Annotated in this window: 14 protein-coding genes; 10 read left to right on the top strand and 4 right to left on the bottom strand. The window is 32.7% G+C overall.

Annotation, left to right across the window (positions count from 1 at the left end):
* Window positions 1-193 precede the first annotated feature (193 nt).
* Both DNK84_RS07960 and rhuM read left to right on the top strand, forming a co-directional pair.
* The gene (locus DNK84_RS07960; protein WP_119344018.1) at window positions 194-802 is read left to right on the top strand and encodes a recombinase family protein; all 609 of its coding nucleotides are present in this window, start codon (window positions 194-196) and stop codon (window positions 800-802) included.
* Window positions 803-875: 73 nt separating this feature from the next.
* Window positions 876-1,886 (top strand): virulence protein RhuM/Fic/DOC family protein, encoded by a 1,011-nt coding sequence (gene rhuM / locus DNK84_RS07955; protein WP_119344017.1) that lies wholly within the window; start codon window positions 876-878, stop codon window positions 1,884-1,886.
* 390 nt (window positions 1,887-2,276) lie between these two features.
* Here the strand turns inward: rhuM and DNK84_RS07950 are convergent, their stop codons facing one another.
* Window positions 2,277-3,524 (bottom strand): hypothetical protein, encoded by a 1,248-nt coding sequence (locus DNK84_RS07950; RefSeq protein ID WP_119344016.1) that lies wholly within the window; start codon window positions 3,522-3,524, stop codon window positions 2,277-2,279.
* A 94-nt stretch (window positions 3,525-3,618) separates the two neighbouring features.
* Between DNK84_RS07950 and DNK84_RS07945 the strand changes: the two genes are divergently transcribed.
* Complete coding sequence (locus tag DNK84_RS07945) at window positions 3,619-4,293, top strand: class I SAM-dependent methyltransferase (RefSeq protein ID WP_119344015.1); 675 nt, start codon at window positions 3,619-3,621, stop codon at window positions 4,291-4,293.
* A gap of 102 nt (window positions 4,294-4,395) precedes the next feature.
* Here DNK84_RS07945 and DNK84_RS07940 read toward each other — a convergent pair whose 3' ends face one another.
* Entirely contained in the window at window positions 4,396-5,013 is a 618-nt protein-coding gene (locus tag DNK84_RS07940) for a DNA-binding protein (RefSeq protein ID WP_119344014.1), read from the bottom strand.
* A 346-nt stretch (window positions 5,014-5,359) separates the two neighbouring features.
* Between DNK84_RS07940 and parA the strand changes: the two genes are divergently transcribed.
* Together parA and DNK84_RS07930 are read left to right on the top strand one after the other, a co-directional pair.
* Window positions 5,360-5,983, top strand: a complete 624-nt coding sequence (parA, locus tag DNK84_RS07935) for a ParA family partition ATPase (RefSeq protein ID WP_119344013.1) — start codon at window positions 5,360-5,362, stop codon at window positions 5,981-5,983.
* 2 nt (window positions 5,984-5,985) lie between these two features.
* Complete coding sequence (locus DNK84_RS07930) at window positions 5,986-6,204, top strand: plasmid partition protein ParG (protein ID WP_119344012.1); 219 nt, start codon at window positions 5,986-5,988, stop codon at window positions 6,202-6,204.
* Window positions 6,205-6,296: 92 nt separating this feature from the next.
* Here the strand turns inward: DNK84_RS07930 and DNK84_RS07925 are convergent, their stop codons facing one another.
* A complete protein-coding gene (locus DNK84_RS07925) occupies window positions 6,297-7,829 on the bottom strand; it encodes a replication initiation protein (protein WP_162902308.1) in 1,533 nt (510 codons plus the stop codon).
* Window positions 7,830-8,389: 560 nt separating this feature from the next.
* Between DNK84_RS07925 and DNK84_RS07920 the strand changes: the two genes are divergently transcribed.
* Genes DNK84_RS07920 through DNK84_RS07900 form a run of 5 tightly spaced genes read left to right on the top strand, consistent with a single transcriptional unit; the run spans window position 8,390 to window position 11,349 of the window.
* On the top strand, window positions 8,390-8,785 hold the full coding sequence (locus tag DNK84_RS07920) for a hypothetical protein (protein ID WP_119344010.1): 396 nt from the start codon (window positions 8,390-8,392) through the stop codon (window positions 8,783-8,785).
* A gap of 5 nt (window positions 8,786-8,790) precedes the next feature.
* A complete protein-coding gene (locus tag DNK84_RS07915; protein WP_119344009.1) occupies window positions 8,791-9,594 on the top strand; it encodes a hypothetical protein in 804 nt (267 codons plus the stop codon).
* Window positions 9,591-10,151: a GNAT family N-acetyltransferase gene (locus tag DNK84_RS07910; RefSeq protein ID WP_119344008.1), complete on the top strand. Its 561-nt coding sequence runs from the start codon at window positions 9,591-9,593 to the stop codon at window positions 10,149-10,151. The genes DNK84_RS07915 and DNK84_RS07910 overlap by 4 nt, the downstream gene beginning before the upstream one ends.
* Window positions 10,148-10,882 (top strand): VUT family protein, encoded by a 735-nt coding sequence (locus DNK84_RS07905; protein WP_119344007.1) that lies wholly within the window; start codon window positions 10,148-10,150, stop codon window positions 10,880-10,882. The genes DNK84_RS07910 and DNK84_RS07905 overlap by 4 nt, the downstream gene beginning before the upstream one ends.
* 2 nt (window positions 10,883-10,884) lie before the next feature.
* A complete protein-coding gene (locus tag DNK84_RS07900; protein WP_119344006.1) occupies window positions 10,885-11,349 on the top strand; it encodes a hypothetical protein in 465 nt (154 codons plus the stop codon).
* A 352-nt stretch (window positions 11,350-11,701) separates the two neighbouring features.
* Here DNK84_RS07900 and DNK84_RS07890 read toward each other — a convergent pair.
* On the bottom strand, window positions 11,702-11,931 hold a 230-nt coding region (locus tag DNK84_RS07890), incomplete at its 5' end, for a LexA family protein (protein WP_328587419.1).

The raw sequence follows: 11,931 nt of genomic DNA, 5'->3' as shown, positions 1-11,931 counted from the left end.
AAACTATAGTTTTATGGGAGTAACTATCCACAGCCCTACTCTATTACTTACAAAGTAACACCAAACATGATTCAAACGAATTAAATCAAAGGCTAGATTAACTTTTTACCAAACTGTTTTATTTTCCCAAATACTTGCTCCATAAATACATTTGTGTCATAATTACAAAACTTAGTTTTGATGGAACAAAAATGTGATTTATGGTTATGCGCGGGTATCAACACAAGATCAAAATCTTGATATGCAAATAAAAGCACTCAAAAAATACAACTGCGACGAAATTATCACTGAGAAGAAAAGCGGCACATCACTTGATCGCCCTGCTCTAAAAAAATTACTCGAAACATTAAGAAAAGATGACACGCTGGTTGTCTACAAACTTGATCGCATTAGCCGGTCAACAAAGCACATGATCACCCTATCCGATCATTTTAAAGACAAAAGTGTTAAATTCATTTCAATCAAAGATCAAATCGACACCAGTACACCAATGGGCGCGTTTTTCTTTACTGTCACAACCGCCCTTGGCCAACTTGAGCGAGATATATTAAGTATTCGTGTTAAAGATGGCTTAGAGGCTGCTAAAAATCGTGGTGTGCAATGTGGGCGTAAAAAAGGCATGACATTAGAAAACAAAAGAAAATGCGCCTATGCATATGATATCATTACTAAACTCAGAAAGAATGATAAAACGTCAATCGCACAAGTGCTTAAAGACCAGGGCATTGCACGCAACACATACTACCGTTATGTGAATGAGTACAAGAAAAACAACCCTGAAAATCAGGGAGAGCTTTTTTGATTCAAATTGGGCATAGCATACTGGTATGATTAAAAAATAAAGTTTTACCACAAACACACACTTGGAGTATATCATGAATAAAACTGATGATGTCGTTGTTTTCAATAGCGACTCAGGTGATATCCAGGTTAATGTTGACTCTGAAAATGAGACTGTCTGGCTATCCCAGTTACAGATGTCTCAAATTTTCTTAACCTCAACAGATAATATTAGTCTGCATATAAAAAACATCTATAATGATGGTGAGCTAGATGAAGTCACAACTACCGAGGAATTCTCGGTAGTTCGATCAGAAGGTCATCGAAAAGTAAAACGCAAACTCAAACATTATAATTTAGACATGATAATTTCAGTCGGTTACCGTGTCAACTCTAAAAAAGGCATTCAATTTCGCCAATGGGCAAACAAAATACTTAAGTCTTACTTGTTGCAAGGCTATGCGCTTAATGAGGACAAGTTAAAGAAACAGAAGGAACAAATAAAGCAACTTGAAAAAACGCTCACATTAATCCAATCTGTTGAATATGCTCAGTTGACACAACCAGAAGCATCAGGCATGTTAAGTGTTCTATCTGACTATACTCACAGCTTTATTTTGTTAAATCAATATGATTCAGACTGTTTAAGTTTGGATAACTTAACCCATAATGTAATCTATGAGATTAGCTATAGCGAAGCTATAACGGCAATAAATAATCTGAAAACTGCCTTAATTGAAAAAGGCGAAGCAACAGAATTATTTGGTAATCAAAAAGATAATAGCTTTGAAGGTCTGCTTGGAAATATCGCACAAAGCTTTGGTGGTCAGCTGCTATACCAAAGCGTTGAAGAACAGGCAGCCCACTTGCTCTACTTCATCATAAAAAATCACCCATTTACTGATGGCAATAAACGAATTGGTGCCTTTATGTTTGTATGGTTTTTAGAAAAGAACAAACACCATTTAAAAAGGAATGGCGAATATAAAGTCAGTGATAATGCACTTGTAGCCATTGCCCTACTTGTTGCCCAAAGCCTACCCGAACAAAAGGAAATAATTATTAAGTTAATCATTAACTTAATAAAAGGTGAAACAAAAAATTAAAATAGTTTGTTACTCTCTCAAAATAACACAAAAGAAAATTAAGAAAAAATAGCAATCAAGTAAAAGGATTAACTCATGTATATTAAAAATATAATTAAGAGAAAATGTGGGAGCAACAGAACCCCTTATTCAATTACAAAACAGGGAAAATTGGTGGGCTAGGCAGGAAACCCGTAAAACCCTCACACTCCTGCAAATTACCCTGAAAATATTTCAGTTGCGTTTTTTACCGGGCTTCGGTTAAAATTGGCTATAACTTATCCTTGCTGATATTCCTTCTAAATGGGGAGCTGAAGTACAGCGCTTCTAAAAAGCTTGGGGTGGATTTTTAGAAGTAAGCTATAGCCTCTGTCAGGCTATCATTTTTACCATAATCCAGTCAAATGATTTTCAGTGTATTTTAATAAAGCTACGTAGAAATTTATTACTCATTGATATTTGATACGTTGAAGTTGGCAGGTATACATTTTCAGGCAGATAAAAAGTAAAGCGCTTATCATGGTAGAGTTGATCAGCAGCATGATAGAATTCAAATCTACGCTGTTTTAAGCTTTGAATTATTGGTGAATAATCCGCGTTTGCTACTTTGATGATTTCTTGGGACAGTTTGCCAAACTGTCCTTCTATATAGGAAGCATATTTTTTACTACTGTTGTATGAATCAACTTTAATAGGCACCTCAATGTTATTAGGATATTGAAATGAATAGTACAAAGGAAACTGATTTATATTGGTTGCAGTATAAGGAATCATTATTGTTGGTAAGTAGCATAATTGACGCAAATCATACCCATCAAAGTAGGCTTTTTGCAAAGTATATAATGGTAGATACATTTCATCAATACAAGGAGCATAGCCTAACGCATTGCCACTGGAAATAGCAATAATATGTCTTATTGTAGATAGGTCGTACGCAGAAAGGCGTAAATTTTTATTGGCAGCAGCAATACTGTAAATAGTATTCCAGAAAGTGCTTTCTCTTAGATATTTTGTCGCTTGCCATCTGTATCTGAACAAATAGTCATAGAATGGGCGCCAAGCATTACGCAGTTTTTTGATGGTATGCTTAGGAAAGAACAGTATTTCCGTTTGCCAGGGATCCTCCATGGTTTGGCAAATTTGTTTAAAGTTATTAAAGTGGTCTGAAATACACTGTGGTTTTTTTAAGTTATGTGATAAATACCGGCAGAGTTTAGTGTGGTATGCTTGTCGATATATATTGTTTAACATAAAGGCACTTCTTACACCAGCAGTGATATCCCATTGGAACTTGGGATGGTATGATACGAACTCATCCAGGATTAAAGAGACTCCAATTACGCTCCCAGATGGGTATATCTGATATGGAAAAATGCTATTCTTTTTGCTTAAAAACAGCTCTATGGACCCTTTTAAAATGATACCTAATGGATTAGACTTCATATTGTAGTCCAAATCGTTTTTTATCTGATCGGTTGTGCTATGCGGAAAAACGTATTCGGATTTCTGTATCACAGGCTCACCATAATCGTAAGTTGCAAGATAAAAATAATCTGTTTGAGCAGCGCACTTTTCCATTACCGTAATGAGTTCATGGCTAATCTCAGATGCGTTAAGATACTTTAATGCATCTGACATACCAACCCTGGTTATTTTCATTTAGATTGTTCCTTTCCAATTATTTTGCTCAATTAACTTAATCACGATAGTATATGAAAAATATTATCTGGTTAACAGAAGGGGTAGTTGTATTATGGAAATTAAAGACATAAACGATATAAATAGTACAGCCTTATATGATCGAATTTCAATTGATCAAATGAAGGACCTGGCAAGGGAGATTGGATTAGATAAATGCCCTGATCTTGAGGTAATTAAAAAATCTTTACAAGGCAGAAAGCATCTTATAGAGGTAGGTTGCGGCTATGGCCGAACCTTTGATTGGTTAATTAACAATACAAGTGTATCTTTGAAAGGCATAGAAAAATCAAAGCAACTTTATCAAATAGCGGTTGCAAAAAAAGGAACACGTATTTCCATTGAGTTGGGTGATTTTCTAAAGTTACCAATAGAGAACAAAACGTATGATGGTGCTTTATTACTCTGGATAGCCACTACTGATTATAGTAAAGAAGAGTTAAATCTACTTATTAAGCAATTAAAAAAGGGTTTATGTGCAGGAGCAATAGTATATGTGGATTATTTAGATACTGCGTTAGGGATCTCACCTAAAAACGCAATATTGCAAGGTTCTGACGGGTTATACCAGGTCAAAGGACTTAAAGGAGCCAAAGGGTATGCTTATATTCCAGATTTTTCTGTCATCCAATCTGCTTTTGAGCAGTCCGGGTTTTCACATATAGATGAAAAGCCTTACATAACAAGCACAAACCGCAAGAAAATACATTTATTTGAGCTTTCTGTATGAGGCTATAAAAAGTTGGTGAGCACAAATTTTTAGACGGTGCCCCACACTTTTTTATGCTCTCGAAATATTTACATATTATCTCTTATCGCACGGAAGCCCCTATTACTTTGATTTTGATTGGTTTAATACTTTCTCTAATGCCTCAACCTGACCTTTTAAATTAGCTGATTCTTGTAGCGATTCGATCATTTTACTATTTGCTTCCTTAGACTCCTTTTCGAGTTTGGTCATTGCTTTATGAGCAGTTGCTAAATCTTTTTTGAGATCAGATAATTCAGATTTAAGGCTGATGTTTTCATTGTTTACGATGCTTTGACTGTTAGTAGCATCATCAAGCTTTTGTTTTAATTGACTAACTTCCCTATCCAGTTGATCAGCCATTTCAATCGCTTCATTTTGTGCGATATCCATTTCTAAGCGAGCTTCTTTTAAAGCGTCACGTTCAGACTGCAACTTATTCTCAGCGACCGTCATAGCAGTTTGCCATATTTGCTGTGCTGCATCATTGATAGTGGTGATAACATCTTCAGGCATTGGCGCAATGGGTGCAATAGCATTCCTTGCTTTTTCTTCTCGCCATAATTTCATTGCCTCGGATATTGTAGTGTAGCTTCCGCCACCTAGCTCTTGTCTCAGCAATGCTAACGTTGGTCTTTTCCCCTCAGCAATCAACTTGTCAGCCATTGCATGTATACTTTCTGTAGTCAGAGTGTGTTGCATTGTTTTATCTGTGTAATAGTAGTATGTTGTATTGTATTACAACAGTGTTACAAAAAACAACCCTGAAAGCCAGGGAGATATTTTTTGATTTAATCCTTCCTAACAAATGCTATAATGCCGTCTAGCTTCAGTGAATAGGAGCTCTGTTAATATCAATGGGTATACAAAAAAACAGAAGCACAATACTGGATTACGCTAAAGATTCTGGAATATGTCATTACTCTTTTACTCTTTTACTCTTTTACTCTTTTACTCTTTTACTCTTTTACTCACATGAGTATTGACTTATTCTGTACGTTTGCAATAATTATCATCACTTATCTTTTACTTATATAAGGAAATGAGTATGAAAATAGTTTCTATATTAAACCAAAAAGGTGGTTCAGGAAAAACTACATTATCAACCAATATAGCACACGCACTAAAACTAAAAGGCTATAAAGTATTACTGGTTGATGGGGATCCTCAGGGATCTTGTAGAGATTGGAATGCAGCTAATGATGGTAACATAGTGCCTGTGGTAGGGCTGGACAGAGAGACTTTACCAAAAGACCTTGATGCAATCAAAAACGGATATGATTGGATTATTATTGATGGGGCACCTCAGATTGCCAGGTTAGCTGCATCAGCAATCAAGGCTTCCGATATTGTATTAATCCCCGTCCAGCCATCTCCATATGATATATGGGCAACATCTGATCTTGTTGATCTTATTAAGGCAAGGCAAGAAATTACTGACAATAAGCTAAATGCAGCATTTGTTATCAGTAGATCAATAAAAAACACAAGACTTTCTCATGAAATAAATGAGGCTTTAAACGAATATGAACTTCCTGTGCTAAAAAATGGTACTACGCAGAAAGTTGCGTATCCTACAAGTGCTACTGAAGGCGGTACGGTATTTACTATTCAAGACCAAAAAGCATCACATGAGATAAACATGATAGTTAAAGAATTAATGGAGTTATAAAGATGGCAAAACTAACAGCAAAAAAACCTACAAATACAAGCGCCCATATATCTTCGGGCAAAATAGAAGCAATGGTGGAACTAACAAAAGAGAATACTAAAAAATTAAATGTTAATATTCCAGACAGCTTACACTATGCATTTAAAAAGAAGTGCATAGAAGAAAAAATAAATATGAGTGATCTTGTAAAAAAATGGATTCAATCCTATTTATCTGAGTAGCACTTACTTACTTACTTACTTACTTACTTACTTACTTACTTACTTACTTACCAGTATCTTCTTCTTTATTATTTGTTTTTGTCAAACTATTTTTATACTAAATCCGCAATTTCTGCCTGAATCATATCTATTTCTTTTTTTACAAGATTTTTTTCTTTACCATCGCTTATTTCATATTCTTGTTTTTTAATAGAAAGCGATGACTTTAGTTTTGCTATACGATCTTTATTACTTGCAACGCTGAGCTCATTAATAACTTGTCTTATATTTTTGTATGACAAAAACTCGTCATTATATTTTGTCGTTAATATAAGATTATTATCAACAAGATCACTATATTGCTCTACAACGTCTTTTAGATATTCAAACATATTGATTTCATTTGCATCAAATAGAATTTGGTTTTTTCTGTATCGCATAATTAAAACTAAAATATCTTGCTCGTTATTTTTTATATAGTCATCAAATTCTTTGTGTCTCGCTAGGGTTATATCTAATTTTTTTTGCTTTATTTCATCAGCTATTGATTTAGCTAATTGAATATCGTCTGAATTAGGCGTGTTACTTTGACTTTCTATACACTTAATTAAATAACCACTAACATTTTTAATATCCTTACCTTTGTCTATTTCGTTTAGTAATTTATTAATACCCGTGTTACAAATCTCATCACCATGAATTTTTACAAGTGCTGATGCTTTATCTTGCTTAATACCATAAGACCGTAGCTTTAATATAGTAATCCTGTTTTCTTTATCTAGATGATCTTCTTTTCCTGCAACTTCTTTATAATTATCCTCATAGCCAACTCTCTCATTTAAGGTGTTTTTTGATTTTTCATTCGCTTTTTGTGTAACTTTCAAGGTAATATCTGTAAAACGTCTACCTGTTTTATGAAGTTGATAACCAAAATTCAAGTCAGTTTTTTCATTTATTTCATCACTAACTACATCTAAAACTCGGCTTCTTAAACGTGGAATATTGTCATATTTTTTATGCAACCCAATCCTATTTTTAAATTCTTCTATAGTGATTGTAATTTGCAAATCTGAGTTAAATCTATTTTGCGCAATTTTGCAGATAAGATATACTCTGGCAGAATAAAGGTTTTTTAATCGAGCAATGTTTTTATAATCTAACTTTGTATAATTAACAAGAACAACAAAGTAGGGCAGCATATCATTGTGAATTTCTATAGTAATTTTTCCTTTACTATCATCATATCTAGCTTTCGAAAACCATTGTATTTTCTCAAACGATTTTGCATTAGTAGGATCAAATGGATTAGGTAGTGTCGTAATTTTAGTTAATAAGTCATCGCAAGACTTTGAAATTTCTCTAGCAACGTTAGCATATGAAACACCGGTAATTTCCTGAAATTTCATTCTACTTATGTTATAGGACTTTGGAACTGTTTCTAAGTGCTCTTGTATCTTATCATTATTGAAACTATCAATATCCGAATCCTTTCTAATAAATATTCTATAATCAGACATTTCACATGCAATTAGATATGCAAGCTTAAAGCCATTTAAAGTCCACTCACCATTCTCCGGAATACCAGATAAAACAGTATTTGAAACATATTTATTATTTAGAAAATCCATATCCATAATTTTAGACATTAGCAACCTCTGCATGTAATTATATTAACAAAACAAAAACTGACAATAAATAAAATTGTCAGTATAACTCATCAATTTGTCAACTTATCTCATCTAATTGTCAGTATAACTCATCAATTTGTCAACTTATCTCATCTAATTGTCAGTTTATATTTATTTCTATATCACGATAAAGCTTATTATATAAGGGATTTGTTAGATATGAGATATCTGAATATATTTATTTTCCATTTTAACATCATTTTTAGATTTAAAAATATTCATCATTACACAATCAATTAATTAGATAAATAAAAAATAATATCAATCAATCTCATCTTAGATAAATTGTAAATTGATGAGATTGATTGATATTTTTGTTTTCAATAAAACTATCTCCAATATACTGTATAGCTTTCACATGATCATTCGGACAAAATGTTGCATATGCAGCAGGCAGCATAAGTTTTTTAGCAAGTGCCCACACTTTTTTTATGCTCTCCATGTAGATTGATTTGGTTGATTTTCATTTTAAAATAAATTACACTCTGTATCCTTAGTATTTAAGTTTGATAATTATAATGAAAAAAGGGATTTACTTTTCTTTCGATAAAGTAGGTGGTATTGAAAGGCTGATTGAAGAAAAACCTACAGCAGCAAGAATATTTTTATTCTTATCAAAATACAGCAATGATGATAATGTTGTTGTTGCATCAAGCTCAGTTCTGGAAGTTGCTTTAAAAAAGACACGACCATATTTAGGAAAATGCATAAAATATTTAAAAGATAATGGCTATTTAGCGGTGATAAACTCAGGACAAACGTCAGTATATATTTTAAATAGTGATATTTTAATTTCCAATAATTATGATAATGAGTATGAAAATATTGAGGTTTTAAGTGCTACATTGCTTTTATCACCAAAGGAATCAAAAGCTAAAAAAGAGCAATATCAAGATTTAAAAGACAAGGTGTAATCAAAATGTCAGCAATGAAAAAATTGATGCTAATTGTTTATATACTACCAACAATTAATTTTGCCTATAATACATCTGAAAAAACTCGGGCAAACGAAATAATGCAATTGAGTAAATATGATGGTAAATATCATCCTAAATTAACAATACATGAAGTCAATAACAAACAAGGCAAACGTAATGTATATCAAAATGAATATGGTGTTGTTATTCTTATTACCAATCAAAATTTAGTTAAAAGTTTACATAAAGCAAATGAATTAGCATATCAAAATCCTGAATTACGCCCAATAACAACCCCGCATATTACCATAGTTCAAGGTGTGTATAAGAGAGACAAAATTATTCAGTTAAAAAAAGCCGTTAAAGCAATTGCTGAGAAAACTTTCCCTTATGTAGTTACCATGCAAAATAGTTTTACTAAAGGCGGAGGCAGAAATACATTTATCGAGGTATCTGATGGTAAATATTTTTTTGACAGATTAACAACCTATATGACAAATACGGTTCAACCAGATGCTCCAATGAAACAAACGCTTGATGATATTAAAGATGGAATTGCAGACTTAAAAGAGATGCATGATGGAGGGGCATGGAGAGATTTTAATTTGCCATATAATAATAATAATCCTCATATTACAGTTGTGTACGGTAAAAATGGCCATAGCTTACTGAGTAAGTTAAATAGAATTATTAAACTATCATCATTATCTTTTAATGCGCAAGCGATCAGTATTTATCAAATAGATGAAGTAGGCAATTTGTATGGTAGACCAATATATCAGGCAAACTTTAACTTAAAGCCATGATTAAAGAGTTAGAAACGAGCAGGTTAATATTGAGACACTTCAAATTAACGGATGTCGATAAAATGGCTAAAATAAATACATGCCATGATGTCATGAAATATTTCCCAGCTGTTTACACATATGATCAGACACTAGCTTTTATTGAGGGCGTGATAGAAAAATACAAGAGAAACGATTTGGCTGTGTATGCTTGTATATGTAAAAACAGTGGTCAATTAATCGGTTCAGTAGGAGTTACGTATCATGATTTTCAATCTTTTTTTACACCATGTTACGAGATAGGTTGGAGGTTAGATTCATCTTATTGGAATAAAGGGTATGCTACTGAGGCTGCAAAGGAAATACTGAAATACATTTTTATAGAACTCATGATAAATGAAGTGGTTTCTTACGCCCCTGTTACTAACACACCATCTATAAGGGTTATGCAAAAAATTGGACTTCAATTTCGTGGGGAATACTTTAGACATACTTTGTGGGATTTAAAAAGTCCATTGTCTAAGCATGTCTTATATAGGTTGTCTCGAAATCATTATTTAAAAGGGTATATATTATGATTAATCAAACTCAACTTAAACAAATTAACAAAGAAAACAACATTTATATTCTGTTTGTAGTAGCTGTAGCATCTTTATCAATTATTTGTAATCTAATAATGGGCGTAGAAGTTATTATCCCTGTATATTTTACTCAATTGACTGTACCAGCATCAGCATTATTTTATGTGTTAACTTTTATGTTTTGTGATCTTGTTGCAGAGATATATGGATTTGAAAAAGCTGTAAGAGTCACTGTATATAATGTTATTGCACAAGCTATAACATGCGGGATAGTTTTTGCATTACTAAATTGGCTTCCAGCAAATATTGATAAGCAAAGTGAGTCAATCATGTATTTCTTCACGTTAATGTCGAGAGAATTTATATCCTCTACTCTTGCTTTGATAGCGGCAAAAACACTAAATGATTTCTTTATTGTTTACCTTAGGGATAAGTTGGCTGGACGATTTTTTGGTATAAGAACCATATTATCAACTGTGGTTGGGGAAATAGTCATGTTGGAAATAGACTATAATTACTCGTTTAGACATCTAAAATCGCCGTTAGAAATCCAAAAACTTATCTGGTCAGCTATGGTATATAAAATGATAGCCGCAGTATTATTAGCCTTTGTCGCAGTACATATTGCAAACTATTTGCGTAAGAATATAATATTAACTATCCCTCCTAGAGGAAGTGAAAGAGGTTATTTTGTTAAATCATTCTTTAAAGCGTTTAAGATTTGGTAAATATGTTAAAAATTTTCAAAAAGCTAAATAAAGTTGAAATTATATCTGAACCTGAAAGGAGAGTTGATGGTTTCTACTTTCATGTCAAGGTTCCGTGTGTAGTAGAGCCTCTCACTATTTCAACAAGAGATTTGTTAGCCAAACATGTCTCCCAGCTAAGTAAAGAAGATAAAAATATCGTAATAAACACATTCAAGCTTGAAGTAAAATATAAACTGCTATACATTACTGATGATGAGTTCCTGCTGCTAGATTTACAAACAGGTAAAGATGATTGGCTTGATCTGAATTACTTTTCACTCAAAAAATTGCCAGAGAATTCATTAAACGCAAAAGATATTATCAAAATTACCCAAAGACTTGAATATCAATCAATAAACTCTAATAACAATAAATTTAACAACTTTCAATCTTACGATAATGATGACGATGATCACAAAGTAGTTGAATTAAAAGTGGTTGATTGATGTATGTTTTGTGTTTGGTTATTACCTAGCAAGGAAGATGAGTTGATTTTAAAAAAGTTAATCAAATATAATCAAAACATACTTAAGTTACCATGTTTTCAACCACATCTAACTTTATTTGATGGTGGTAAAGAAATTGACGAAAATTTGATAGATGAGTTTTCAAGTTTGATGAAAAATTTAAAACCGATGAAAAATTTGAATTTACAGGTGTTAAATAAAGTCGTATGTGAGAGTAAATACTATAAATCGTTTTATATTAGACTAAATACCTCGTCAGCTTTGGACTTAATATATTCAAAGATTTCTCTACTAGTACCTTTTCCATTTAATTTTGACAAGTTGAAATCTGTTAATCAAGGTCTGGGATACAACACTTAGGTACAGCGAGCGAAATAGTTCGAGGAGTTCTTGGGATTTTATTAATTAAGCCTTTGTGTTCCAAGGCAATAATCATGTGCTGCACACTGGCTGGATCAGCATGGAAATATGCTTGAAAATCAGCATTTGCAGGTGGTCTGCCATTTATTTTGGTGTAATAGTGGATAAATGCAAGGTACTGCCCAGCAATTACCGGCAAGT

Origin of the sequence: Facilibium subflavum, assembly GCF_003574485.1 — a bacterium.
In the GTDB taxonomy this organism is placed as follows: domain Bacteria; phylum Pseudomonadota; class Gammaproteobacteria; order Francisellales; family Francisellaceae; genus Facilibium; species Facilibium subflavum.
Note: the sequence above shows the minus strand (reverse complement) of the source record. Positions and strands in the feature narration are given on the sequence as shown.

What these genes read in the sequence shown, in the direction of transcription:
- DNK84_RS07905 (WP_119344007.1), top strand. Translation starts at nt 10,148, where the DNA reads ATGATTAATCAAACTCAACTTAAACAAATTAACAAAGAAAACAACATT.
- DNK84_RS07930 (WP_119344012.1), top strand. Translation starts at nt 5,986, where the DNA reads ATGGCAAAACTAACAGCAAAAAAACCTACAAATACAAGCGCCCATATA.
- DNK84_RS07910 (WP_119344008.1), top strand. Translation starts at nt 9,591, where the DNA reads ATGATTAAAGAGTTAGAAACGAGCAGGTTAATATTGAGACACTTCAAA.
- DNK84_RS07945 (WP_119344015.1), top strand. Translation starts at nt 3,619, where the DNA reads ATGGAAATTAAAGACATAAACGATATAAATAGTACAGCCTTATATGAT.
- parA (WP_119344013.1), top strand. Translation starts at nt 5,360, where the DNA reads ATGAAAATAGTTTCTATATTAAACCAAAAAGGTGGTTCAGGAAAAACT.
- DNK84_RS07950 (WP_119344016.1), bottom strand. Translation starts at nt 3,524, where the DNA reads ATGAAAATAACCAGGGTTGGTATGTCAGATGCATTAAAGTATCTTAAC.
- DNK84_RS07915 (WP_119344009.1), top strand. Translation starts at nt 8,791, where the DNA reads ATGTCAGCAATGAAAAAATTGATGCTAATTGTTTATATACTACCAACA.
- DNK84_RS07900 (WP_119344006.1), top strand. Translation starts at nt 10,885, where the DNA reads ATGTTAAAAATTTTCAAAAAGCTAAATAAAGTTGAAATTATATCTGAA.
- DNK84_RS07940 (WP_119344014.1), bottom strand. Translation starts at nt 5,013, where the DNA reads ATGCAACACACTCTGACTACAGAAAGTATACATGCAATGGCTGACAAG.
- rhuM (WP_119344017.1), top strand. Translation starts at nt 876, where the DNA reads ATGAATAAAACTGATGATGTCGTTGTTTTCAATAGCGACTCAGGTGAT.
- DNK84_RS07920 (WP_119344010.1), top strand. Translation starts at nt 8,390, where the DNA reads ATGAAAAAAGGGATTTACTTTTCTTTCGATAAAGTAGGTGGTATTGAA.
- DNK84_RS07925 (WP_162902308.1), bottom strand. Translation starts at nt 7,829, where the DNA reads ATGTCTAAAATTATGGATATGGATTTTCTAAATAATAAATATGTTTCA.